22 protein-coding genes are annotated in these 25,535 nt (G+C 40.1%); 13 read left to right on the top strand and 9 right to left on the bottom strand.

What is annotated here, in order from left to right:
• Nucleotides 1-4: 4 nt before the first annotated feature.
• The 8 genes from B3600_RS24785 to B3600_RS24750 all read right to left on the bottom strand — a co-directional run bounded on the left by B3600_RS24785 (nt 5) and on the right by B3600_RS24750 (nt 9,474).
• The gene (locus B3600_RS24785) at nt 5-1,441 is read right to left on the bottom strand and encodes a phosphatase PAP2 family protein (protein WP_286709456.1); all 1,437 of its coding nucleotides are present in this window, start codon (nt 1,439-1,441) and stop codon (nt 5-7) included.
• Nucleotides 1,423-2,178 (bottom strand): SDR family NAD(P)-dependent oxidoreductase, encoded by a 756-nt coding sequence (locus B3600_RS24780; protein ID WP_115047003.1) that lies wholly within the window; start codon nt 2,176-2,178, stop codon nt 1,423-1,425. Before B3600_RS24780 ends, B3600_RS24785 begins: the two co-directional genes overlap by 19 nt.
• Before the next feature lie 4 nt (nt 2,179-2,182).
• Nucleotides 2,183-3,214, bottom strand: a complete 1,032-nt coding sequence (locus tag B3600_RS24775) for a patatin-like phospholipase family protein (protein WP_286754796.1) — start codon at nt 3,212-3,214, stop codon at nt 2,183-2,185.
• Nucleotides 3,215-3,264: 50 nt separating this feature from the next.
• Nucleotides 3,265-4,095: a phosphatidate cytidylyltransferase gene (locus B3600_RS24770; RefSeq protein ID WP_286754795.1), complete on the bottom strand. Its 831-nt coding sequence runs from the start codon at nt 4,093-4,095 to the stop codon at nt 3,265-3,267.
• Nucleotides 4,088-4,672: a CDP-alcohol phosphatidyltransferase family protein gene (locus B3600_RS24765; RefSeq protein ID WP_204990926.1), complete on the bottom strand. Its 585-nt coding sequence runs from the start codon at nt 4,670-4,672 to the stop codon at nt 4,088-4,090. Before B3600_RS24765 ends, B3600_RS24770 begins: the two co-directional genes overlap by 8 nt.
• A gap of 178 nt (nt 4,673-4,850) precedes the next feature.
• The gene (locus tag B3600_RS24760) at nt 4,851-6,335 is read right to left on the bottom strand and encodes a TPM domain-containing protein (protein WP_286754794.1); all 1,485 of its coding nucleotides are present in this window, start codon (nt 6,333-6,335) and stop codon (nt 4,851-4,853) included.
• A gap of 288 nt (nt 6,336-6,623) precedes the next feature.
• The gene (locus tag B3600_RS24755; protein WP_286754793.1) at nt 6,624-7,946 is read right to left on the bottom strand and encodes a gluconate:H+ symporter; all 1,323 of its coding nucleotides are present in this window, start codon (nt 7,944-7,946) and stop codon (nt 6,624-6,626) included.
• A 16-nt stretch (nt 7,947-7,962) separates the two neighbouring features.
• Nucleotides 7,963-9,474 (bottom strand): gluconokinase, encoded by a 1,512-nt coding sequence (locus tag B3600_RS24750; RefSeq protein ID WP_286754792.1) that lies wholly within the window; start codon nt 9,472-9,474, stop codon nt 7,963-7,965.
• Between the two features lie 180 nt (nt 9,475-9,654).
• Between B3600_RS24750 and B3600_RS24745 the strand changes: the two genes are divergently transcribed.
• Nucleotides 9,655-9,834: a hypothetical protein gene (locus tag B3600_RS24745; protein WP_070561606.1), complete on the top strand. Its 180-nt coding sequence runs from the start codon at nt 9,655-9,657 to the stop codon at nt 9,832-9,834.
• 40 nt (nt 9,835-9,874) lie between these two features.
• On the opposite strand, the gene B3600_RS24740 is transcribed toward B3600_RS24745, so the two are convergent.
• Nucleotides 9,875-11,506: an ABC-F family ATP-binding cassette domain-containing protein gene (locus B3600_RS24740; protein WP_046674822.1), complete on the bottom strand. Its 1,632-nt coding sequence runs from the start codon at nt 11,504-11,506 to the stop codon at nt 9,875-9,877.
• 84 nt (nt 11,507-11,590) lie between these two features.
• Between B3600_RS24740 and trmD the strand changes: the two genes are divergently transcribed.
• The 12 genes from trmD to B3600_RS24680 all read left to right on the top strand — a co-directional run bounded on the left by trmD (nt 11,591) and on the right by B3600_RS24680 (nt 25,508).
• Nucleotides 11,591-12,268, top strand: a complete 678-nt coding sequence (trmD, locus tag B3600_RS24735) for a tRNA (guanosine(37)-N1)-methyltransferase TrmD (RefSeq protein ID WP_070561607.1) — start codon at nt 11,591-11,593, stop codon at nt 12,266-12,268.
• Nucleotides 12,269-12,526: 258 nt separating this feature from the next.
• Nucleotides 12,527-13,930 carry an anthranilate synthase component I family protein gene (locus B3600_RS24730; protein WP_070561608.1) on the top strand — a complete coding sequence of 468 codons (1,404 nt, stop codon included), beginning with the start codon at nt 12,527-12,529 and terminating at the stop codon, nt 13,928-13,930.
• The gene (locus tag B3600_RS24725; protein WP_286754791.1) at nt 13,927-14,220 is read left to right on the top strand and encodes a chorismate mutase; all 294 of its coding nucleotides are present in this window, start codon (nt 13,927-13,929) and stop codon (nt 14,218-14,220) included. The genes B3600_RS24730 and B3600_RS24725 overlap by 4 nt, the downstream gene beginning before the upstream one ends.
• A complete protein-coding gene (locus tag B3600_RS24720) occupies nt 14,207-14,782 on the top strand; it encodes an anthranilate synthase component II (protein WP_070561612.1) in 576 nt (191 codons plus the stop codon). The genes B3600_RS24725 and B3600_RS24720 overlap by 14 nt, the downstream gene beginning before the upstream one ends.
• An 11-nt stretch (nt 14,783-14,793) precedes the next feature.
• Nucleotides 14,794-15,576, top strand: a complete 783-nt coding sequence (gene trpC, locus B3600_RS24715) for an indole-3-glycerol phosphate synthase TrpC (RefSeq protein ID WP_286754790.1) — start codon at nt 14,794-14,796, stop codon at nt 15,574-15,576.
• A 66-nt stretch (nt 15,577-15,642) separates the two neighbouring features.
• Entirely contained in the window at nt 15,643-16,158 is a 516-nt protein-coding gene (locus B3600_RS24710; protein WP_286754789.1) for an RNA polymerase sigma-70 factor, read from the top strand.
• 54 nt (nt 16,159-16,212) lie between these two features.
• Complete coding sequence (locus B3600_RS24705) at nt 16,213-16,848, top strand: hypothetical protein (protein ID WP_286754788.1); 636 nt, start codon at nt 16,213-16,215, stop codon at nt 16,846-16,848.
• A 144-nt stretch (nt 16,849-16,992) separates the two neighbouring features.
• A complete protein-coding gene (locus tag B3600_RS24700; RefSeq protein WP_286754787.1) occupies nt 16,993-18,081 on the top strand; it encodes a hypothetical protein in 1,089 nt (362 codons plus the stop codon).
• A 112-nt stretch (nt 18,082-18,193) separates the two neighbouring features.
• Nucleotides 18,194-20,581, top strand: a complete 2,388-nt coding sequence (locus B3600_RS24695) for a TonB-dependent receptor (protein ID WP_286754786.1) — start codon at nt 18,194-18,196, stop codon at nt 20,579-20,581.
• A 23-nt stretch (nt 20,582-20,604) separates the two neighbouring features.
• Nucleotides 20,605-21,834, top strand: coding sequence for a DUF4374 domain-containing protein (locus B3600_RS24690; protein WP_286754785.1), 1,230 nt, complete (start codon nt 20,605-20,607; stop codon nt 21,832-21,834).
• A 70-nt stretch (nt 21,835-21,904) separates the two neighbouring features.
• A complete protein-coding gene (locus tag B3600_RS24685; RefSeq protein ID WP_286754784.1) occupies nt 21,905-23,038 on the top strand; it encodes a PepSY-associated TM helix domain-containing protein in 1,134 nt (377 codons plus the stop codon).
• Nucleotides 23,039-23,066: 28 nt separating this feature from the next.
• On the top strand, nt 23,067-25,508 hold the full coding sequence (locus tag B3600_RS24680; protein ID WP_286754783.1) for an outer membrane beta-barrel family protein: 2,442 nt from the start codon (nt 23,067-23,069) through the stop codon (nt 25,506-25,508).
• The last annotated feature ends 27 nt before the right edge of the window (nt 25,509-25,535 follow it).

Here is a 25,535-nt window from a genome sequence, read left to right as displayed (position 1 = left end):
CCGTCTAGCTATTTCTCTCGACCAGCACCTCCATCAACTCAAGTGCATGTCTATGCAATACAAAATGCTTATTATGAGATTTAACCCGATCTATAGCATCCGTTAAATCTAAAGATAATATTTTTTGTGACAATAGAACAGCAAAAATCATACTCCTGCTGTAACCCATTGTACAATGTATAATCATATTTTCACCTCGCTTCAATTGTTGATAACTGATTACGAGCGCTGCCAATATCCTTTCGGCATCCGACAATTTAATTGCTGCTATATCCAACAATGGAAACGAATGATAGTTTTTCTCTAAATGTAGAATAGGTATTTCTTCCAATTCAGCAGCCAGATCAAAAACAACCAGATGCTTATTCAGACCAAGCACACGGAGATCTCCTGCAGTCATCCTCGGCCCCACATAACAACCTGGTAAAATTTCAAATAAAGGCGGATTATTGCTGCGTCTGACAAAACGCCACAGTAACCAATATATGCATTGATATGGACAATAAAACCATTTTTTAAATCTAGGTATCCAACCTTTTTCATTTTTTAAAAACCTTGGATTATTGATAACATAATTCCTTCCTACCGCAATGCAGACCAGGGATGGCCAACACAGAAGATATAATCCAAAAGCATGAGCTCCGCCCCACAATGCCAGTAACAATAAACTCCAGCCAATGGCATAGTAAACGTTACCAATTCTTTGGTTTCTACGACAAATCTCCGTTTCGAGGTCTAATTTCGTCTTTTCGTATAAATTTGCCTTTTCGGTACCAGCCAAAAAGGGAAAATTCCCAGCCTTTAACATAGATAATGCACTGTCATGAAGCAGTCCCGATGGAGATGGGAATAGAACGAATCCCATATGAACCAAAATCAATGCGGTCAGCACATCCACCAGATGGTGCTGATAAACGGTGAGTGTAGCAATGCCCATGAGTAGTAGCCAAATTCCCACTACCCAGCGTTTCCAGCCTTTTAGCTGCTTACCGAGCACCGACCAAAACAGACATGCATAGGCCACATGCAACGAAGGTGCTTGATTAAATGGGGAATCGTACTTCCCTAAAAAGGCGAAGAAAAATTCAAAAACTGAATGCTCAACGCTAGGCCTATCAAAAGAAAATCGCAAGGGAAAAATAAAAAAACAACAAATAGAGAAGATGGTAATGAAACTGAAACGCTTCGTATAGACCCAAAGCTCTTCTCGACTTCGACAACAGAAAGGAACCACAGCGAAGAACAAACCACTGCTCATGTAGGGGATAATCATCCAAGAAACGAACGGCATAAAGTGTTCAAAAGGAAACACAAACGAAGATACAGTAGTCTGATTTGCAGCATGGACCGCAGCAGCAGAATAAGTCACCTGGAAAAATAGCGCACAATAAAGGAAAACAGCAAATTGCAGTCCCCCATTTTTCAGTCGTTTTTCATCCATTTGGCCTTCCTCGACATAATTTTATTCAATACGATATTTGGAAGTAGTCCCAGCGATGCCATTAACCACTTCATACGCTTCGGAAACACTACTTGCTTCTTCTTCTGTTCGATAGCTGCCATTATACGCTGTGCCGCATCGCCTACGGGGATTAAAAATGGCTTTTTAGACAAATCTTGCTTATTGAGCGCTCTCAGTTTATCCGTATCAACATAGCCCGGGGCGATAACAGTAACCGCAATTCCATACGGCTGGAGTGCCCTCCGATATGCATCAGCCACTTGGATTGCAGCACGCTTGGTCTTACTATATAGGCTTGAATTGGGAAAATGAAGCGTTCCCGATACCGATGCGACGATTGCAATCTGTCCTTCCGACTGACCCTGCATAACCATTCTTGCCGCTTCGAAACAATTTATCGTACCCATCATATTCACCTGTAGCATGGCAACCGCCTCCTGATAACTTATCTGTTGAGCAACGTCATCTGCGTAACTCCCGGTACAATTGATAAAGAGGTCCAAAGATGAATGTGCACAAAATGTGCTGACCGCATCCTGCAGACTGTTTAATTGACATACGTCTACTTCAAAACTTTTAAGGCTATGCGTCCAGGAATATGCTGACATTTTCGGCAGATCACGTCCACATACCGCTACCTCTGCTCCTTGATCAAGATAACGCTTGGCCAAAGCAAGGCCTATTCCACTTGTACCACCGGCAATAAATACTTTCATCCAATTACTTCTTAAACGAATTTAAAGTCACCTGATAACCATAACTCCATTGCGCTTCCATCGCTTCAGCAAATTCTTCCAGATCTCTCGGGAAAGAAAGCGTAACTTCAAATTTACGCCAATCAATTCCTTTTTTACAGTATTTCCCAGCTAATTGTTTCGCGGCATCCTGTGTATCTATCCAATGTGCATACGGAAAATGTTGTTCCAAATCTGCTAACCGTTTATTTCCACTAAAGCCCAATACTGCCCGTACCAACGCTTCTTCTTGTGGTTTGTAAGATTGTTTTCGCTCACATATAATGTTTTCAGCAAGCACATTTGCTAGCTCCATTGGAACGAGATCAATTGCTCCACCAGCGTAATGGGTATTATTGGAACATACAGGTTCAATATAAAACATATCGGACATTGAAATACGGGCCGCCTGTAGCACAGAAAATTCAGCGCTCAAATGAACTTCTTCAGCCACTGCACTGTGCACATAATTCTCATCCGCAATACCTATTGCCTCAACAGGCACATTGGCCAATACATCCTTAGTTCCCATCAGCATTTTTTGATAGAGTTTCCGATCTCCACGCCGCTGCCCTACTTCAGACGGGCTGAACAGCATTTTAGCGCCGACCACCAGTGCCGGTATTGCTGCCGAGAATGGTCTATCCAATGCAGGCAATAAAGAAGAGATGTCCTGCTCCATCTCGACCAGGTAGCGACTAAGAACATCCTCGATAAAGGGCGCTCGTTTTTTGTTCAGCTGTTTTTTCAAAACATACACACCCAGCTTCCCCAAACGACGCTGTTCAGTGAGCCGATGATGCAAGAAAAACCGATAAAATTCTTCAGATTGTAGATAGCACTTACGGGCTTCATGTGTAGCAAAGGCCTGTATAACAGCGACTGCCATTGAACCGCCGCAGCTCGCTATAAGCAGATCTGGTTTTAAGCCCAGCTCATCTAACGCAGCGTACATGCCCAGATATAGACTGAACCGCGTTCCACCCCCTGAAAATAAAACAGCACGTTGATAAGCCATCACATTGAAATTTTAATTAACCTTCTCTCCACTACATTCGTCAAATTTTATTAATTCCCCAACAACAGGATAATCAAAGCATAAAACAGTGGTGCATTGAAGATCAGACTATCGATACGGTCCAATAAGCCACCATGCCCGGGAATCAATGATCCAGTATCTTTCACTCCTGCCTTTCTTTTCAGATAGGAAAAAAGAACATCTCCCCAGAATCCCAAAATACCGAAGAACAAACCGAACAACGAAAAGTATAGAAAATTCTGAAAAGGCAGTAGAAAATACCCCAATAAATTACTCAGTATAATTGTTAAGCCGATACCGCCCACACATCCCGCAATTGTCTTATTTGGGCTAATACGCGGAACGATTTTACGTTTGCCGAAAAACTTGCCCATCAGGTATTGAAAGACGTCATTCAGTTCCGTTAACACAACGATATATCCGATTAATTTTAGTCCTAGGAACGCGTTGCCATCCATTTTAATGGATCGGATAAAAGCTAAATGACTAAAGGCAAGCAAACAAGCTACTGCTCCAAAAAACAGTCCAAATACAGCTCCCTTCTTAACCTTTAAACCATAGTTGAAAAATAAAGCAGTCCCCAAACACATGAAGCTGGCCAACACTAAATATTCTTGATAGGAACAAAAGTAAAGGAGCAACGCTTGCAACATTGCCATGGAAAGAAATACGAATGGATTCGCCTTCCATTCAGGGATAAACATACGCGCAAACTCGCACATCCCTTGAAAGGTTATCCAGGCAACAAACAAAGGTGATAATGTTGGTGGGACGAAAGCAACCGCCAGCACCAAGACAATATAACCCCAGCTTCTAACACGAACAGGAACATCTGCAAACTTGCCATTGGCATCAGCCATGCGCCAAAGCCTTTCTCAATCGAGTTACCGAACTCAAAAGTAAGAGTAAGCACAAAACGCCAAAAATATAGCCCGAAATAGCAACGATAGAAATATGCAATAATGCTAAAATTCCATATACGCCCAACAGCAAAGCACGATCACTTTTGCCCATCGGCCCATCGTAACGACGATCATTGGCAATTACCTTCCCTATCAATCCACAAAATTCATTCACAACACTCAAGACAATAAAAGCGACGATTGGATACACGCTTTCCGGATGAAACTTCAACAAAGGAAAAAATAGCACGACATCCGAAACAATATCTCCGACTTCGTTCAAAACCTCTCCGGTCTTGCTTGTCTGATTAAAAAGCCTCGCCATCATACCGTCTAAGGCATTCAAGGCCATGCGTAATAACAATCCGATTGGCAGGACCAAAAAGAAAATCGGGAAACGATCAGCATACCAAAAAAACAAAGCAATGATCAACGAGAATACGATCGATCCAATTGTAATTTGATTGGCCGTTATCTTCCTTTGATGCAAAAAGTTCAAGATCGGCATCAGCAACTGCTGAAATTTTGGTTTCAATTTATAAACAGAAATCATATAGCGCTAGCTGTAACTTATTTTTTATTTTTTTAAAAAAAAATTTGCATAGTGTAATAAATACACTATATTTGTGTCATCATAATTTAGGTTTATAATTGGTTATTTAAGGTTTTCATTCTCCCCGTTTGGAAACCTTTTTTTTGCCCTAAATTACGGATTACCATCTTCCGCCTGCACCACCGCCACCAGAAGATCCGCCACCAAAACTACCACCACCGCCACTACTACTCGATCCTCCGCCAGAGCTACTCGATGTTGAGCGCACTTTAACTGGAGTTGAATGTTCACCATGGGATACCCGATGGCCACAGTTCTTGCATAAGTCAAAGCGTTCTTCCACTCCCTGCGAACTATACGTTGCTGCACGTATTGTCTTGGTACGCCCGGTCTCAAAAGTTCTATAATGACATGCAGGACATTCACTGAACCCAACATTTTCATCCCAGGGAACCAGCTTTGTTTCATTGGTCGTCTGATCTATCCATATTTCGTACGAACGACTACCGATTTTTTCCTCCAAAAGCTGCCCCTTATCCAGGTATGCACTTTCTCGGGTAGACACATCATCCTTATTCATGCGCAACCAACGTCCAGATTGATCTGGAGGAGCCAATCGAAGTTGATTCTTCCGAATGCGTTTATTCAATCCAATGAGATCAAATAGCGCCAATGGACTAAGCAATAGCGGAACTAAGCCCCAGACACGAAATTTGCGCAAAGCTTTTTGTATATTTTCTTCGTCCTGATAAGAATTGACAATTTGCGTGCGGCTTGCATTATACTTCATCGCCAAGGTGATACTACCAAAAACACCAATAAAATAAGGTAAATTTTTCCACTGATAGACCTCCTCAAAATTATTGAGGGCAAATGCACAGATAAACACCGAGATAAACATTACTATCCCCATACAGCCGCATCCACTGACTAAAGGCGGGAAATATTTACTTTTTTTGGTCAACTTCCCTTTGATCGCTCGGGTCACTTCACCCAACCAGATATAACAGATTGCAAACAAACCTAAAACCAACAGTGAATTTCGCAGGATTGGACTTTTAAAGCTCCAGACAGGTGTTGCCTCTGGCATTAAGCGTTCCAGCTCGGCTTTACTATCCGGTGAGGTGAGAATGGTCTTTATAAATTCTGAAGCCTCCATAACACCCCGGTCGTAATCCTCATTCCTAAAATTAGGTACGAGATATTTTTCGCCAATGCGCTTTAAATAAGCATCGGGCAAAATACTTTCCATACCATACCCAGTGATAAAACGGTATTCATGGCGGTCTTTAGCAATAAACAACAAAAGCCCATTGTTACTTTCCTTCTTACCGATCCCCCAGGCATTGAATAATTTTAAAGCAAATTCGAAATCACTGTCGCCAACGTAATCGTTCACAACAACGATGGCAAATTCACTTTTTGTAGTAGCCTCAATCTGCGTCGATAAACCATCTAATTCAGCCACTGTACCTGAGGATAGAATCCCATCAGGATTGGACACAAAATAATCCTGCCCCTTTATTTTTGGACTGGGCAAATTGTCTACTGTATAAGCAATTGATTGTCCAAAAGACGGTAACCCAGATAGGCAGCTTACCAACAGGATTGAGCAAAGTATATAAAATCGGTGTAATCTCCACATAATTTTAGAACAACAAAAATTTGGTTCATTGTCACGATATTAAGAAAAAAAAATCAAACAAAGGTTTCCGTCAAAAAAAAGCCCATAATCAACCGATTATGGGCCTGTATAATTCAATATTCGTTTGAGCTATTACTATACATCCTTACGATTACTTCATATCATCATTTTGTTGAGCTACCGTGACAGTACACGATCGTGTTTATGTTGTTTATAAAAAAGCAATGCTTAGAAAGCCAAGAGTATTAACTAAAGATGTATGACAATAGGAAACTTTCCCATTCGCTGTCAATGACCAAACCAATGTAAAATCAAGACGCCAATCAATCCAACAACAGAAACGAGCGTTTCCATCACCGTCCATGAGCGAAACGTATCCTTCATGCTCACTCCAAAATAAGATTTAAACATCCAAAACCCAGGATCGTTGACGTGTGAGAACATAAGACTACCCGCTCCCGTCGCTAGCACCATTAATTCAGGAGTAACCTTTCCTGCCTGCACAATGGGAAGCATAATGCCCGCTGCCGTGAGCCCAGCAACACTAGCCGAACCGATAACTAGGCGAATGATACCGGCTATTAACCATGCAAGCACAAGAGGCGACAAGCTCAGGTCTGCGGTTAGGTCAGCGATGTAGTTCGCTACACCACTGTCTACCAAAATTTGTTTAAAGGCGCCTGATGCCGCAATGATAAAAAGGATCATCATTATCCCGCGGATTGCTTCCTCCACACTTTCTGATTGCTCCCGCAAACTTTTACCTTGGCGGATACCCATTGTGTACATCGCCATTAGCGATGCAATCATTAAAGCCACAACCGGGTCACCCAAGAAACGTAGTGCCTTCAGCCAAGAGGAGCCTTCTGGAAATATTAGATGTGAAAATGAACCAAAAGCAATTAAAATTATTGGAAAAAGCCCCGTAAATATGCTAATTGCAAATCCGGGAAGCTCTTTCCTATCCGCTTGATTGTGTTCAGGAAAAAACTCGGTCGGTGGGTTGGTCGGAATATGCTTAAGCATCCTTCCAAAGAGCGGTCCACCGATAATGATGGCAGGAATTGCCACAATAATCCCATAGACCATTGTTAAACCGATATCCGCTTTGTAGGTAAGCGCTATGGCCGTAGCTCCCGGATGTGGTGGCAAATAACCATGTGTCACGGACAGCGCTGCCAGCAACGGAATGGCTATGTAAAGCAAAGGCATTTTATTGGAAACACATACCATGAAAACGAATGGTACTAAGACGATAAAACCGACATTGTAAAATAAGGGAATTCCTACTAAAAAGCCCGTGAGAACCATTGCCCAAGGTAAGTTCTTTTTGCCAAATACAGCCGTTAGTACCGTTGTAATCTTTTCTGCAGCACCACCCTCCGCCATCAATTTTCCCAGTAAAGACCCGAAAGCCAACAATAGTGCCAACTGGCCCATAGTGGTACTCACTCCGTTTTCAACAGATTTAAGGATGTCGACGGCACTCATATTCATAGCAAAACCGACCGCAACAGAGGTTATCAGTAATGAAAAGATCGTGTTTAACCTGACGACGGTAACTAAAAGAAGTAGTAAAGCTACTCCCAAAATAACGATGATTAGAGGCATAATAATTTATATTTACTTAAAACTCACCTTCCAATATATGGTACAGGCGTTCAAATTTCCGGAAGTTTTTCATATATACAGCGTGATTCTCCGCACTCGGTTTATAATAATGCTCGGTCTCTTGCTCTCCTTCCGCTTGTTTGTTTTTTATAGTAGGCTCACATCCCTGAATACCCAAGGCTTCCAAGCCTATCAATGCTGCTCCCCATGCAGAGCTTTCTACTGTATTTTTGGTGAATACAGGTTTATTGAAAATGTCTGCAAGCATCTGCACGAACAACGATGACCGCGCCAAGCCGCCGCTTGCAAAGATCGTATGAATGGGACCGGTGTTCTCCTCTAACGCGATTCCTACACTGTAAATTGCAAACAACATCCCTTCCATCATGGCACGTGCAAAGTGCGCCCTGCCATGATGCAACTGTATTCCAAAATAAACACCTTTAGCATTGGAATTCCAATGTGGTGCCCGTTCACCAGTTAAATAGGGCAAGAATATCAAACCCTCTGCCCCCGGAACGACGGAGCCGATCAAAGCATCTAACGACGTCGAAAGATCTCCATCTGCTTCCATTTGGGTATATTCGTTCAAAAAGTTGTCTCGAAACCAGTTGCGTAATACACCGCCATTATTAACCGCACCACCAATTATATATTCATTTGATCTCAGTAGGTAGGTAAATAGTCTTTGTTTTTTTTCTTGATTTGCCTGCGAGCTTGCTACGCGAATAGCTCCACTGGTACCTACAGTTACCGAAGCCACTCCAGGACGTATAGCTCCTACTCCGAGATTAGCCAAACAACCATCGCTACCACCTATAACAAAAGGGGTATCTTCAGGGATATGCATCAAGGCCGCAATTTCTCGGCTAGGCATATTTAAAATATAATTGACCGGAACTGGAGATGCTAGCTGTTCTTCCGATATGCCCGCCAAGCTTAACGCCTGATCAGACCATCTTAGGTGATGTATGTCGAAAAGCCCTGTTGCAGATGCAATGGAATGATCGACCACATACACGCCAAAGAGCCGGTAAAAAAGAAATTCTTTGATACCGATAAACTTGTACGATTGAGCAAATAATTTTTGATCATTGGCCCCTATCCACATTAATTTGCAAAGCAAAGACATGGGATGTATTGGTGTACCCGTCTGCTGATAAAGCAACCTGCCCGCCTCACTTGCCTCCAAGGCAACCGCAATATGCTCACTTCTGCGATCTGCCCATATAATGCAATTGCTAAGTGGCTGTCCTGCCGAGTCAACAGCGATGAGTCCGTGCATAGCACTGCTCACCGAAATACATACAGGTTTCGGTATCTCCCCACTAGATTGCCTTAAGCTAATCATGACATGCATAATAGAATCAATACATGCGCCATAAACAATCTCCGGATCTTGCTCATACCACCCTTCCAACGGGTTTATTATAGGATAAGGTATACTATGCTGGGATAAGATGTTACCTGCGTGGTCAAATGCAACAGCTTTCGCAGATGATGTCCCAATGTCTAATCCAATGATCATAAATAAAATTGATGTTTAGGAAAGTTCAATATACGGAATATCTGTTAGCTTACAACAAAAGGCTCAATACCAGCAAAGTAATTGGAGCGAGAAAATCGCCGCATACCGATCTGCTGATAATTGTCTTTCGTAGTATCAACATAAATGGTAAATTTCAACTTAGAAAAATGGTATTAAACGATGAGTATAGACAAAAAGAATAACTACGATTTTGGAATAGTTGGACTCGGCGTAATGGTATTGATCGGGAAGGTGTCTTTCACACACTTTGGGATTAAGGAAAAAAAGCTTGAAGGCTCGATTAATATTCTTTTAAAACACAAAAAAGCGGCTTTTATATCAAAAAGCCGCTTTTTATAACTGAGCCCCTATCGGGTTTTACACGACGTTTATCTAGATGCTAACGTTCAATATCTTTCAAGCTACTCATCTTCTTGTATTCCAAGAAACCTTTAATATCTTCAAAATGCTCCCGTACACGTTTATTTCCGAATTCAAAGACTTTCTCTGCCAAACCATCCAAAAAGTCACGGTCGTGCGAAACAAGGATCAATGTACCATCGAAATCTTTTAAAGCATCTTTGATAATGTCCTTTGTCTTCATATCCAAATGGTTTGTGGGCTCATCAAGAATCAATACATTGACCGGTTCCAACAACAATTTTATCATCGCCAAACGCGTTCTCTCCCCTCCAGATAATACTTTCACCTTTTTAGTTGTATCATCGCCGCTAAACATGAAAGCCCCCAAAAGATCTTTCATCTTAACACGTACATCGCCTACTGCGATTTGATCAATGGTATCAAAAACAGTCATTTCACCATCAAGTAAGGCTGCCTGATTCTGTGCGAAATAGCCAATTTTTGCATTGTGGCCAACTTTTAACGTACCTTCGAAATCGATCTCACCCATAATTGCTTTGATCATGGTAGATTTACCCTCACCGTTCTTTCCGACAAAAGCAACCTTTTCACCACGTTCGATAACCATATTTGCTTTTTGAAACACAACATGTTCATCATAAGCTTTGGTTAGATCCTCAACAATAACAGGATATTGACCCGAACGCGGAGATGGTGGGAACTTAAGACGCAATGCGGAAGTATCCACTTCGTCAATCTCGATGATTTCCAATTTCTCCAACATCTTTACACGTGATTGTACCTGCAATGTTTTAGAATAGGTTCCTCTGAAACGATCAATAAACTCCTGATTGTCCGCAATAAAGCGTTGTTGCTCTTCATATGCTTTTAGCTGATGCTGGCGACGCTCCTGACGTAATTCCAGGTAATGACTATACTTGGCACGATAATCATAAATCCGTCCCATCGTCACCTCAATGGTCCTATTGGTGATATTGTCGACAAATGCCCTATCGTGCGAAATAACGATAACTGCTTTAGCCGAATTGACCAAGAAATCTTCCAGCCATTGAATACTCTCGATATCCATGTGGTTGGTTGGCTCATCCAATAAAATCAAATCCGGCTTCTTCAATAATATTTTAGCTAATTCGATACGCATCCGCCAACCACCCGAAAACTCAGAAGTCTGTCTTGTAAAATCAGAACGCTCAAAACCGAGTCCCTTCAAGACCTTTTCAACTTCTGCATCATAATTAACTTCCTCAATTGAATAGAACTTTTCGCTTAATTCGGATACACGTTCGATCAATTGCATATAATCATCAGACTCATAGTCTGTACGGATATTTAATTGCTCATTCAGGTTTTCCAACTCATCACGCATACCATAGACTTCTTCGAAAGCCTTTGACGTTTCCTCAAAAACAGTCACGTTATCCTCTGTTAGCAAATGTTGCGGTAAATAGGCTATAATGGCATCTTTCGGACCAGCAACATTACCTGTAGTAGGTTTACCCACTCCAGCGATAATTTTCAATAAAGTCGATTTACCGGCGCCATTTTTACCCATCAATGCGATCTTATCATTCTCATTGATGGAGAAGGATACATCTGAAAAAAGAGTTGTTCCCCCAAAGGAAACAGAAATATTATTTACGTCAATCACTGTATATACACTTAATTTTGGCACAAAGATAAGCGAATCAATCTTATAAATAGACAATGGTGCATTTTTGTGTATCTTTGCCCCATGCGTTTTGATATTATTACGGTCTTACCTGACCTCTTGGAAAGTCCATTTGCACACTCTATTTTGCAACGAGCAAAGAACAAAGGCTTGGCTGAAATATATGTCCATAATTTAAGAGACTATTCAACAAATAAACACAAAAGTGTCGATGATTATCCGTACGGGGGCGGATCGGGCATGGTCCTTCAAATAGAACCCTTTGCCAAGTGTATTGAGGAATTGCAGTCTGAACGGGAATACGATGAGATCATTTACATGACTCCCGATGGTGAAACATTCAATCAGGATATTGCGAACGGATTATCGACAAAAGGAAATATGATGATTCTCTGTGGGCATTACAAGGGAATAGATCAACGTATCCGTGATATTTATGTAACAAAGGAGATTTCTGTAGGTGATTATGTATTGTCTGGAGGTGAACTTCCAGCGGCGATTGTTACAGATGCTGTGATCCGTCTGATTCCCGGAGTTTTGTCGGATGAAACATCCGCGCTTTCAGATTCTTTTCAGGATGGATTACTTGATGCACCTATCTATACACGCCCTGCAGACTGGAAAGGCCACAAAGTGCCTGATATTCTCCTTAGTGGTCATGAGGCAAAAATCGCTGCATGGAAAGATGAACAACAGTTAAAAAGAACACAAGAAAGACGTCCTGATTTATTAAATGATTAAGAAATAAGGTGAATTTTTGTTTTTTTGTCACAAAAAGTTTGCTTATTTATTTTTTTTTATAAATTTGTGTAATAATGACACGAAGATATACAAATACAAATTGGTGGTGGCCTGAAGCAATAAGCATCGGGAACTAATTGGTATTGTCATAATATTTCATAATCAACCAAAACCATTTATGGAAATTCCAACCCCGATGCTGACCAGTATCGGGGTTTTTTTATACATAATTTACAACAAGAAGATAAGACACAAAAAATGAAGTATACATTCAAAACACAAACCAGAAAGTTGCTTGCGGATACAACTACCCCCGTGAGCATCTATCTTCGTCTAAGAGATATCTTTCCAAACTCCTTGTTACTGGAAAGCTCCGACTACCATAGTCGCGACAACAACATAAGTTATATCTGTTGTCAACCAATAGCTGGAATCCAGCTCGATGAGGAAGAGCTGACGCTCACTTATCCGGGTAGAGAACGTATCGCAAAAAGTGCACACGAAATCGAATTACGTCAAGAAGTTTCCGATTTTAGAAATTCGTTCGAAGATCATACAATTGCTGAACTTAACTTGATCTCCAATGGCCTATTTGGTTACTTCACCTTCGATTGTATTGAACACTTTGAGGACATCAAACTCACAACAACGGTAGATCCAGCACGGAAAATACCGTTTATGCAATATCATGTTTACAAATATGTCATTGCCATCGACCACTTCCGTAATCAACTCTATATTTTTGAACATCTGCTGGACGACGAAGAATCAGAACTTGAAAGAATGCAGTTCCTTATTCAGAACAAAAACTTCCCTGAATATACCTTCAAACTAGCTGGTGAGGAAAGCTCCAATCGTACCGATGAAGAACACCGTCAGCTGGTCAAGAAGATGAAAGAGCATATCCAACGTGGCGATGTATTCCAGATTGTTCCATCCAGAGGCTTTAAGACACCATTCTCTGGTGATGAATTCAATGTCTATCGTGCACTCCGCTCCATCAACCCATCACCTTATCTTTTCTATTTTGACTACGGTGACTTTAAACTTTTCGGATCTTCGCCTGAGGCTCAACTGCGTATTCACGGAAAACAAGCGACGATTTTCCCTATTGCAGGAACATTTAAACGGACAGGCAACATGGAAGAAGATCAAAAAATAGCCACCAAACTCAAAGAAGATCCAAAAGAGACTTCAGAACATGTTATGCTCGTAGATCTTGCCCGCAATGACTTAAGTAGACATTGTACCCAAGTTAAAGTTGAGTCCTACATGGAACCACAATATTACTCCCATATTATCCACTTGGTCTCTAAAGTAACGGGCACATTAAAAGATAATATCAATCCATTTGACATCGTAGGCGATACGTATCCAGCGGGTACACTTTCAGGTGCTCCAAAACATATGGCGTTGACACTGATTGATCGTTACGAAGGATTACAACGCTCATTTTATTCTGGTGCAATTGGATTCATGGGTTTTAACGGCGACTTTAATCATGCCATTATGATTCGTTCCTTCCTAAGTAAACAAAACACCCTACACTATCAGGCCGGCGGTGGTATTGTACTAGATTCAGATCCTGAAATGGAGCTACAAGAAGTAAATAACAAAATTGCTGCGCTACGAAAAGCATTACAATTAGCAGAAACATTATGATCAGACCATTGGAATACTGTGTCAACAAGCAACATATCCATGATTCGGTAGACACTATTGACAACCGCATCGTTGAGCTATTGGCATTACGAAAAGCCTATATCGGTAAAGGTAAGGCCTTCAAGGATGAGCAAAACGAAGAGCAGCGTATTATTCGGAACCTGGGCAGTAATTATGGAGTGCTGGCAAAAAGATTTAATTTACCAACCGAATTTATTCAATCCATATTTCAGGAAATTGAAAATTATATTAATCAAGATTTTATAGCAAAAGGTTATGAGCAACAATAAAATAGTCGTTATAGACAACTACGATTCGTTCACTTACAACTTGGTCCATTTGTTACAGGAATTAGATCAAGAGTATGTTGTATGGAGAAATGATAAATTCAAACTGGAAGATATTGATGCTTTCGATAAAATACTTCTTTCGCCCGGACCAGGCATTCCGGAAGAAGCTGGATTATTGCTTGATGTTATCCGTACCTACGCTCCACATAAAAGTATATTGGGCATTTGTTTGGGCCAACAGGCGATCGCAGAGGTTTTTGGTGGTACGCTATTCAATATGGAAAAACCTTTGCATGGCGTAGCAACAAATATTACCGTTGTTGATGAGTCAGAAAAATTGTTTCGCGACTTCCCAAAAGATTCCAAAATAGGACGCTATCATTCTTGGGCCGTAAACAAAGACACCTTACCGGCTAGCCTCAAGGTAACGGCGATCGACGAGAATGGCATCATTATGGCCTTAACCCATACTGAATACGATGTAAGGGGAATGCAGTTCCACCCAGAGTCGGTATTGACCACAAATGGTAAGAAATTAATTGAAAACTGGTTGGGAATCTAACATCTAGAAAAATGACTATACTTGATAAAATCATTGAACGAAAAAAAATAGAAGTAGAACAGGCAAAAGCTTTAGTTCCTTTGGAGGAATTATTAAACTATCCCTATTTCAATGTGGCTTGTCTATCGTTGAGAGAATCTATTCTTGATCCTGAAAAAACAGGAATTATAGCTGAATACAAAAGAGCATCGCCATCAAAAGGAGACATCAATAGCACTTCAGCAGTGGAAGATGTTGTAAAGACATACGAGGAGGCAGGTGCTTCAGCGGTGTCTGTTCTGACGGATGGGGAATTTTTCAAAGGCAATTTAGAAGATCTATCGAAAGCACGTAAGGCTATTAGCATTCCTATCTTAAGAAAAGAATTCATCGTCGATAAGTATCAGATCGCCGAAGCAAAAGCGTATGGCGCAGACATCATTCTTTTAATTGCAGCATGTCTGAAAAAGGAGGAAGTTCAGGAATTTGCAGCCTATGCACATCAATTGGGCTTAAATGTCTTACTTGAGGTGCATAACGAACAGGAACTGTTGGATAATCTTTTTGATGACATTGACGCAATCGGTGTTAATAATAGAAATCTGAAAGATTTTTCAGTCGACATTCAGCATTCCTATGATCTCCTAGACAAAATACCAACAGAATATATTAAAGTATCTGAGAGCGGCATAGCTGATCCTTCGACAATTAAAGCCTTAAAAAAAGCTGGATTCCAAGGTTTTCTAATTGGTGAAAATTTCATGAAGACAGCCGATCCTGGACAAGCCATCAAAGACTTTGTAAAAGAAATATAGAAAGTTATTTAAAATCGATCTAAATAAGGTTATATTTGCCAAGGTATAAGCTAAGGTCAGTGTATTTTGGAAACGGATTTTTTTATTATAGATCGAGAGAGTTTTGAGCAAATATATCTTCGCCATTGGGAAGGTATGTTTGCTTTCTGTCTTAGTAATATCCAAGATGAAGAGCATGCAAAAGAAATCGTTCAAGATGTTTTCAAATCACTTTGGGAAAGACGGAATGAACTTCGACTGAAAGAAGTTGAACGTTATCTGATCCGCTCGGTAAAACTCAAAGCTTTTGAATACATTCGCAATAAGGTCGCCCGTCAGCAGCACCTAAACAATATTTCAAACATCACCGAATCCCACTATACGGATAATACGTTGATTGCCGAGGAACTCGCAAATAAAATCTCTCGTCTGGTCAATACACTGCCTAACCAATGTCGAAAAGTATTTCGGATGAGCAGGGAACAGGGACTTACCAACAAACAAATCGCTCAGGAACTGGTGATCTCTGAAAGAGCTGTAGAATACCATATTTCGCGGGCGCTTAAAACTTTAAAAACAGAATTAACAGAATATATATCGTAAGTTGATCCATAAAAAAAGAAATCTCTTATTTTTGTTAGCAAGTTGAATATACGGATGAACATAGACCAGAAGTTAATAGAGAAATATCATTTAGGCCAATGCTCGCCAACAGAAAGACTGCTGGTAGAACAATGGTTGCTGGATGACACCTTCGAAACTAAGCCATTGCCTATTTCTACAGCTCAAAAAAACAAATTAGAAAGTGATATCTGGGCCGATATCAACACCTATATTGAAAAATCAGAAACCCCAGTACAAATCAGGAGCAAAAAATACCCACTTAAATATGTTGGTATTGCAGCCTCCCTCCTAGTCCTGCTTGGCTTTGGGTTCCATCAGTTCAATAACATGCAGGAGAAGACTGATGCTACATTCGACAACAGAACGAATGCTAGTCTAAAATATATCAATCAGGATAATTATAAAATAGTCTTAGGCAAGAATGCAACTGCTCAGATCAATACCGATACCGGGGAAATCAAAACGACAGGAAATATGCTCTTTATACCCAAAAAGAACATTGCATTCAGCCTTTCGGGAGATAAAAAGAAAGAACTAAAAACCGGTGAGACCTATTTTGTATTGCAACCACAAAAAAACGGAAATCAGGTTATCATTGCCAAATCCGAACTGACTTTCCTTGCACCAACATTACAGCACGAACTTAAATTACAATTTAACATCATTTAATCGTTCCCAATTCCCCCATCCTATATGACCATGCTAACAAGCCGTCTTATCTTATTCTTACCGCTCTTGCTTCTTAGCTTTACGATAAGTTGCCGATCAGAACATGCTGAGAGAAACTTAGCTGGAAAATATAGCTTCTATACCATGGATAAGGATTTAGGAAACACCATCATCACGACCAACAGCATTGATAGCGGAAAATTGACGATTCGACAAAGTGGAGTTGATATCCCAACACAAGAGTTCGATCGTAGTATCATTGTTAAAAATGGTAGATTTTATTTCCTCAGAGAAGGGAAATTTAGAAAATATACACTTGAAAAAACAGGCCTAAAAGAAATTGCTCAGTTGTCTATGCCTGACCAACATATTGAAAATATCAATTGGCTCAACAATGACACCTTGCTCCTTTTCACATCAGACAACAAAACTAACCGTCGCTTATGGTACACGAAGATCGCTGTCAATGCGTTTAACATCATTCAGCAACAAGAGGTAATCTTACCTTCCGCAGCACCCAATTTCAATATTATTTCCATCGGCTTTAGTACCATACACCAGCAACAACTACTCGTTGGATATACCTTCAATAAAATTATCAATGAAACAGACTTCACCACAATAGATACCCTCTATGTAGCAACATTCGATAAAACGACATTACATTTAAAGGGAATTCAAAAAGATACCCGATCCACTTATCCCGGAGGGATAAATACGGTACAATCCTATAGTTTCAATGATGAAGAAGGAAACTATTATTTTATGGCTTGTCCAGGTATAGCTTTAGGAAACATTCCCTCAAAGCCAACTGCAATCTTTAAAATTGGTCAGAAATCAACTCAAATTGACCCGAATTATTTCTTTGATTTAACAGCACAGACTCATAACCACGCTTATGGTATGTGGTATTTGGGAAACCATCAAGCAATTGTACGGAGCGAACGTAAAGATCGCTATACCGATTTCAGTGACCACCACTCTACTTATCAATTTGAATATTTTCTTGTTGACCTCAGTACCAAAACCACACGCAAACTCAACCTACCCTTTGACAAAGGTACCCGTAAAGAATCTGTACTTGTTGAAAATGGTAAAGCATATATCACCATTGATGATAACTCAGACAAGCATCAGGTTTGGATCTATGATATCAAATCAGGTCAAATTACCCCAGGGCTTCAATTAGACCAAGAGACCGATTTCATTGTAAGAATCGACCGACTAAATTAATTCCACCTGTAAAACAGATCATTACAAAAATTATCCTTTTTTTTCACCTTAGGACCTTCGGTAAATTTAGAGTTACGCAACTACTTTGTGTGTAATTAATCTAAATAAAACAATGTCCAAATTTAAAGTGATATGGTTACTATTATTTTTAACCCTATCTTTTCCCTCGTTTTCTCAGCAACTTGCTCAAATCGAAGGTAGCATCAAAAATAGCGCAAAGGAACCGATTGAAGGCGCTACAATTTTACAAAAAGGCACCAAGAAAGGCGCACAAGCAAATAGAACCGGTACATTTATACTAAAACATGTACCCTTTGGAAATCATGAATTTATTATTTCAGCACTCGGCTATAAAACTTTAACGCTGAAACTCGAAGTCAATAAATCAACCGAAATTCTAAAAGAGATCACATTAAGTACAGAAAGCAATTCATTGGATGAAGTACAAGTTGAAGGAAAAACTGTCAGCAAAAAGATCAAAGAATCTGGTTTCAACGTTAATGTAATCGAAACCAAACAGTATGCCAATACCAATTCCGATATCAATCAAATACTCAATCGAAGTACAGGCGTAAAGATTCGAGAACAAGGCGGCTTAGGTTCCCGATATTCCTTTTCGCTAAATGGCTTATCTGGCAATAACATTAAATTTTTCATCGACGGGGTACCAATCGAGTCTTTCGGTAGTGGCATGAGTCTTAATAATATGCCGGTCAACATCGCTGAGCGCATCGAGGTGTATAAAGGTGTGGTGCCGGCGCACCTAGGATCAGATGCTTTGGGTGGAGCGATCAACATCGTCACCAATCGTGATTATAAAAAATCTTTAGACGTCAGTTATAGTATTGGTTCGTTTAATACACACCGTGCTGCGATGAGCGCCGGTTATAAACATCCAAAAAATGGCTTGATGATCAATTTGAATAGTTATTACAATTACTCAAATAATAACTATCTCATGAGAACCAATCCGAAAGCAGGTGTATACCTAAAGGCACCTATGCCTCCGAAAAATGAATTATTTGACACCCTTCAATCCGCAAGACGTTTTCATGATGACTATCGCTCATTTATGACACAGGTTGAAGTGGGTATAAGTAATAAAAAATGGGCCGATATCGCTGTCTTAGGCTTGACTTATAATGACGTGTATGACCAACAACAAACCGCAGCGACACAAGAACGTGTGCTAGGGCATGTATTCAGTAAAAGTCATACGTTTACACCAAGCTTGCGCTATAGAAAAGACAAGTTTCTTTTTGAGAATCTATCAGCGACAGTATATGCAAATTATTCACGCGGCGAAAATATTATTACCGACACGAGCTCGAGGACATATTACTTTTGGAACGGTATAGCGACAGAATATAGTCCTAATGCAGGGGAGCTGAATAGCTACAAATCCATCACCCATCAAAAGATTAACAACAGCTTTTCGCAGGCAAATTTAAATTACAAGCTATCGGCATCGCACCTTTTCAATTTCAACTATAATTTAAACACCAATAAACGCGAAAATTATAATGAAATAGATCCTTACAATGATTTTTATAATATAACAAATCAGATCTATAGAACGACTATTGGGCTCAATTATCAACAGATTCTTTGGAAAGAGCGACTAAATAATTCATTTTTCATCAAAGAGTATGGCTTATCCGGCAAAACCAACACAGCTGGTAAAACCTCCAAAAATTACGTTGGTTATGGCGCTGTGACGAACATTAAATTAGATGCGACTTACGGCATAAAACTATCGTATGAACATGCCTATCAGCTACCAACTTTTACAGAGCTCTTTGGAGATGGTTTAAACGTGATGGCTAATGAAAAATTAAATCCTGCAAATAGCGACAACTATAACCTGAATTTCTACTATGGAACAACCTTTGGAAACCACTATCTAAATGTTGACGCTTCTACCTATTATAGGAATGTTAAGGACTATATCATTCAGAAATCTTACGATACCCCGCAGGGGCAAAAACAACTAGCGGATAACGAAGGTGGCGTGAAGGTCAATGGTCTTGATTTCGAAGTTAAATATGGGTACAAATCCAATTTCATGGCCGTATTAAACATGAGCTATTATAATGCAGTCGATCGCGAAAAGTATGATAAAAATAATAGAGAAAAGATAACCTACAAAAATCGTACACCCAATGAACCTTGGCTATTTGGAAACTTAGACATCAGTTATGGCCGAAATAACCTTTTTAGCGCCAAAGACAATCGTATACAGCTAAATTATTACTTGCAGTTTGTCAATAACTATTCGTTAAGCTGGTCCAAATTAGCGGAAAAATCAACAAAAGATTATATTCCAGCCCAATGGCTACACAATATTGCCGCTACCTATTCTTTCAAGAACAATACTTATAACATCACCGTCGAGGGGAAAAACATGACTGATCAAATTGCTTACGATATTTTCAAACAACAGCGTCCCGGTCGTTCTGTCTATCTAAAATTGCGGTACCTCATCCGCTCTTCACATTAAAAATTATTTAATACTATAATATCATGTTAAAATCAATTACAAAAAACGTTAGTTTAATTGCTTTGGCAGGCATTTCGTTAATAGGCTGTAGCAAGTCCACGCCTGACAACAGTACGCCAACAAATCCAACGGAAGAAGTTGGTGGAAATTTTGCGATAAAGTTCAGTACAGACAATGGCTCATTTATGCTTCCTGTAAAGGATCTCATGTCGGGTACGATTTCTCCAGTAGGCGCCGGTACTGATGTGACAAGTATGTTCCCTTGGGAAGAGAATGTAATTCAAAAAGGTAAATATTTCTACTCGATTGATCCAAATGCAGCGCAGTTCGGAAAATATAGCTTTGAAAATGGTGTATTAAAGGCTATTAAAGTCATTCCTTTCACCAAATTAACCACTTTATATATAGGATGGCATAGTTGGCTTGATGACGATCGCTTGGCCGTCGGTCCACGCAATAGCAACGAATACGCTGTAATCAACACAAATACGATGCTTGTAGAGGCAAGTGGTACAATAACATCAGATACCGATATCCCGAAAGACCATAATATGCGGATTTATGCTTTTCTTCCTCAAGGGAATAAAATTGTCTTAGGTTATTGCTTATATAACAATATAACAAAAGTAAGCTACGACGTTACGTATACAGGTTCGGTTGACTATCCATCGTTTAAGAACTTTAAAAAAACAGGTGAAGACAACCGTTCAGCACCTGTCGGTCCAGTTAGAAACGGCTATTTCCATAAATTCAAGGAAAATGGTTATACATATTTGCAAACGTATACAATGCCTGCATTAGGTGGGGGCAAAAACTTACCTACTGGATTCTACCGAATTAAAGATGGAGATGACAAGCTTGATCCAAATTACTTCTTCAATATCAGTCAATATCAAGGCGGAGATAACCAGCTAGGTGTTTCTTACCTGGGTAACGGTAAAGCTTTACTGATCAGTGCACATGACACAAACAATAACGTTAAAGAATGGAACGATTGGTGGTATGCTGCTATGTGGGAATACTTGATCGTTGACGTAAACTCGCAAAAAGTAGTTAAAAAATTAGACTTTCCATTGGTCAGCAATTCCCGTTCGGCAGTTGTCATCAATGGGAATGCATACATAGCGGTAAATGATCCAAAAGCAGACGCCATCTACATTTGGGAGTATAACCCAACAACTGACAAATTAACAAAAGGCGCCAAAATACTTGGTGGTGACGCAGATACACCAATGCTCTATAATTTAGATTAATCTCTTATTAAACCGGGGCGGCCTATTGTCGCCCCTTCGATTACATACGATCCATTATCATTATTAAATTATGTTCAGTAAAATCAACGCCTGGCTGCATCTTTGGTTAGGGCTTGCCGCCGGTATTCCCGTTATTATCTTAGCAATCACAGGTTGTGTACTCGTCTTTGAACATGACATCAAAGAATTGACTACAAATTACATTCACATCGAACCCAGGAGTGCCGAAGAACAACTTCCTCCTTCCGCCATTTACAAAGCTGTAAACCATATTCTTCCTGATAAAAAAATCGCAAGTTCCTGGTATAATGGATTAGACAAATCCGTCAAAGTGAGTTTGGACCATTCCGATAGTCTAGTGTACGTAAATCCCTACACCGCAGAAATCCTCGCCATTGTAGATCATGAAGATTTCTTTCATTTCATGGATGAAGGGCATCGTCACCTTTGGATGCCCGTAAAAATAGGGCGACAGGTAGTCGGCTGGAGTACATTCATCTTTTTTATATTGTTGATCACTGGGCTTATACTTTGGTGGCCAAAAAAATGGAACAAGAGATCCAGAGAACAAAGCTTTTCAATCAAATGGAAAGCGAAATTTAAAAGAGTGAATTACGACCTTCACAATGTGCTCGGTTTCTATTCACTAACAATAGCGCTGATTATGTGTTTTACTGGACTCATTATGAGCTTTCCATGGATCCGAAGTGCAGTGGTCTCGTTGACTGGAGGGTATCCCAGTAAACCTAAGATAGAGAAATCAACTAAAGAAGAACAGATTGAACAACCTTTAAACGATGCTTTAGTTGTTGCTGATCAGATTTGGTATAAGGTACGTCATGAATATGCCAAGTATAACAAAGAGGCTGTCATTGTACATTATCCTGAACCGGAAGACAAAACAGTGTATGCTTGTACCGATATGGAAGGTGGTACCTGGCGCGATCTCAATTTCGACCGATATACACTTGAGCTAGCTGGCAGAAAACAAGGTCCTATTGATGAAGCAAATACCACAGAATGGTTGATGCGATCCAACTATGCACTTCATACGGGTTTTATTGGAGGAATGACAACAAAAATCATCTACTTCGTGGCCTCATTGATCTGCGCGACCCTGCCTATCACAGGATGCTATATCTGGTGGGGCAAGAAAAGAAAAACGGTAAAAAAAACAAAAAGTACACAGCTAGTAGCTCCTTAAATTTTAGTAATCTCTTAATCATAGTACTATGCGTCATATCCTGCATTATATCGTAAGTTTTCTATTCATTTGTACAACGTTCAATTGCTATGCACAAAAAACCAATCCTATTAAGGGACAAATTGTAGGTGAAGATAAACAAGCTATTCCTTATGTAACTATAAGCCTTCATAACGCTAAAGATAGTACACTATCCCACACGATCCTTTCGGATAGCTTAGGCCATTTTACATTCGCCAATGAAAAAGCAGGTCGCTATTTTGTAAAGATAAAAAATATCACACATCAAGAGACTTTTAGCCCACATTTCAGTCTGACTGAGCAACTCGGTGAATTTAACCTCGGTCAGATTATTCTCTTAACGAATAATACGTACTTAGCAGAAGTACTGGTGCAACGCAAAAAGCAATTCATCGAACAACAACAGGATAAGCTTGTATTCAATGTAGAAAACTCGATGCTTGCTGACGGCAATAATGGACTTGAACTACTGAATAAGATCCCAGGAATAGCTGTAGATGACAGCGGAGTATTAAGCATGAAAGGGAAATCGGGAGCAACCCTGATGATTAATGGAAAGATGACCTATCTTTCAGGCGATCAATTGGCCAATTTACTACGGAGCACATCTTCCATTGATATCAACAAAATTGAGGTTATGTCCAACCCTAGTGCAAAACAAGATGCGGCTGGTTCAGCAGGAATTATCAATATCGTTTTAAAAAAAGGAATAAAACAAGGATGGAATGGTTCCATCTCGCTCAATGGAGGAGCAGGCAGAGGCATGCATCTTGGCGGTAGTCTCAATTTAAATTACCGCACGGAGAAGCTTAATGTATTTGGAATTTACAACCAATATCATCAGAACCTCAAATATTTCAATTCCCTCACGCGGTATTTTTATCCGGATCAGCACAAGGTTCCAGAATCTTATGCTCAACAGGAAAATAACATACGGCCCAAACTACGGTCTAATAACTTTAGGGCTGGTATAGATTATAACATAGATTCCAAACAGACACTTGGCGTGCTTATCAATGGTGGATTTGGCAAATATCCGAAGTATGAACCGACGACAAATAACTTCAGAAACTTTGACGATAATCAATTAGTATGGTCTTCATCTACGATAACGGAAGGGAAAGAACGCTGGCGGGATATGCTCTACAATATCAACTACACGCTCAAATTTAACGATAAAGGGCACGAACTAAAAATCGACCTCGATCTTGTCGACCATTATTCCAAAATGGATCAGCAGCTGAACACGAATTATACGAAAGCAGATGGTACCCCGCTCAACCAACCGTCCTCACGTCGAGGAGACATTCCTTCAGACAATAAAGTGTACGTCGCCAAGTTAGATTATACGCTCCCCCTTGCCCAAGGGTATAAACTGGAGACAGGCTGGAAAGCCAGTCATGTACGTACAGAAAATGACCTGCATTATGACACCTTACAAAATGGTCAATACGTCCCTGACCTGACAACTAGCAACCACTTCATTTACAAAGAAACGATACAAGCGGGTTATATCAATCTATCCAAAAGCTGGAATAAAATTTCGGCTCAGGTTGGTTTTAGAGGAGAACATACCCATACTTTAGGTAATCAAATCACCCTCAATGAGCAATTTGTAAAATCATATTTCAAACTATTTCCTTCGGCATTTCTAACCTATACCCTCAATGAAAAAAACAAATTGCAGACAAGCTACAGCTACCGTGTGCAAAGGCCATCATTTTGGGATCTCAATCCATTTCGTGTATATACAGATCCTTTTTCCTATTCGGAAGGCAATGCTCAGCTTAATCCTGCTTATGAGCATTCTCTTGAACTTGGTTATACATTTGTCAGCAAATATATTTTTACCTTAAACTATGCGAAGAGAACCAATGTCGTTAACGAGATCATTGGAACGGATCCAGCCAATCCATACATTACCTACGAACGACCCGAGAATATTGGTTCGTTTAGAAATTACGGGTTGTCCATTATCGCCCCTACCCAATTGACAGCTTGGTGGTCAGCTACGCACTTCGCAAATTATTACCGGAATGAATATGATATTCCACAAGAGGATGGCTTGATCAGCCGAAAAGGCAATACGCTTACACTAAATAGTCAGAACACATTCAAATTGCCTAAAGATTGGTCGATAGAACTAGGTGGGAACTATGTATCCGGGCTGACTATAGGGTTAAGTCAGATCAAGAGTTACGGTCAAATATATACTGGCATCCAAAAAAATATACTCAATAAAAGAGCATCTGTCAAACTAGTGGTGAATGATATTTTGAGAACCAACAATCGGCGTTATGAGACCGTTTCCTCAACAATAAGGCTCGTAGGGAAATCGAATCCCGACAGCAGGACGGCTATCCTCTCCTTTAATTATCGATTTGGCGGGCTTAGCGATTTGAACAGTCAACGTTCGACAGGGTCTGAAGAGATCAAAAATCGGCTCTAAACTCGTGACAGTTAGCTAACTTTATAC

It is taken from the genome of Sphingobacterium sp. UBA2480 (genome assembly GCF_002341965.1).
Classification (GTDB): Bacteria; Bacteroidota; Bacteroidia; order Sphingobacteriales; family Sphingobacteriaceae; genus Sphingobacterium; species Sphingobacterium multivorum.
Note: the sequence above shows the minus strand (reverse complement) of the source record. Positions and strands in the feature narration are given on the sequence as shown.

Excerpts from the sequence above, each read along its gene's own strand:
- B3600_RS24785 (WP_286709456.1), bottom strand. The coding sequence starts at position 1,441 with ATGGATGAAAAACGACTGAAAAATGGGGGACTGCAATTTGCTGTTTTC.
- B3600_RS24780 (WP_115047003.1), bottom strand. The coding sequence starts at position 2,178 with ATGAAAGTATTTATTGCCGGTGGTACAAGTGGAATAGGCCTTGCTTTG.
- B3600_RS24775 (WP_286754796.1), bottom strand. The coding sequence starts at position 3,214 with ATGGCTTATCAACGTGCTGTTTTATTTTCAGGGGGTGGAACGCGGTTC.
- B3600_RS24770 (WP_286754795.1), bottom strand. The coding sequence starts at position 4,095 with ATGGCTGATGCCAATGGCAAGTTTGCAGATGTTCCTGTTCGTGTTAGA.
- B3600_RS24760 (WP_286754794.1), bottom strand. The coding sequence starts at position 6,335 with ATGTGGAGATTACACCGATTTTATATACTTTGCTCAATCCTGTTGGTA.
- B3600_RS24755 (WP_286754793.1), bottom strand. The coding sequence starts at position 7,946 with ATGCCTCTAATCATCGTTATTTTGGGAGTAGCTTTACTACTTCTTTTA.
- B3600_RS24750 (WP_286754792.1), bottom strand. The coding sequence starts at position 9,474 with ATGATCATTGGATTAGACATTGGGACATCATCTGCGAAAGCTGTTGCA.
- B3600_RS24745 (WP_070561606.1), top strand. The coding sequence starts at position 9,655 with ATGAGTATAGACAAAAAGAATAACTACGATTTTGGAATAGTTGGACTC.
- trmD (WP_070561607.1), top strand. The coding sequence starts at position 11,591 with ATGCGTTTTGATATTATTACGGTCTTACCTGACCTCTTGGAAAGTCCA.
- B3600_RS24730 (WP_070561608.1), top strand. The coding sequence starts at position 12,527 with ATGAAGTATACATTCAAAACACAAACCAGAAAGTTGCTTGCGGATACA.
- B3600_RS24725 (WP_286754791.1), top strand. The coding sequence starts at position 13,927 with ATGATCAGACCATTGGAATACTGTGTCAACAAGCAACATATCCATGAT.
- B3600_RS24720 (WP_070561612.1), top strand. The coding sequence starts at position 14,207 with ATGAGCAACAATAAAATAGTCGTTATAGACAACTACGATTCGTTCACT.
- trpC (WP_286754790.1), top strand. The coding sequence starts at position 14,794 with ATGACTATACTTGATAAAATCATTGAACGAAAAAAAATAGAAGTAGAA.
- B3600_RS24705 (WP_286754788.1), top strand. The coding sequence starts at position 16,213 with ATGAACATAGACCAGAAGTTAATAGAGAAATATCATTTAGGCCAATGC.
- B3600_RS24700 (WP_286754787.1), top strand. The coding sequence starts at position 16,993 with ATGGATAAGGATTTAGGAAACACCATCATCACGACCAACAGCATTGAT.
- B3600_RS24695 (WP_286754786.1), top strand. The coding sequence starts at position 18,194 with ATGTCCAAATTTAAAGTGATATGGTTACTATTATTTTTAACCCTATCT.
- B3600_RS24690 (WP_286754785.1), top strand. The coding sequence starts at position 20,605 with ATGTTAAAATCAATTACAAAAAACGTTAGTTTAATTGCTTTGGCAGGC.
- B3600_RS24685 (WP_286754784.1), top strand. The coding sequence starts at position 21,905 with ATGTTCAGTAAAATCAACGCCTGGCTGCATCTTTGGTTAGGGCTTGCC.
- B3600_RS24680 (WP_286754783.1), top strand. The coding sequence starts at position 23,067 with ATGCGTCATATCCTGCATTATATCGTAAGTTTTCTATTCATTTGTACA.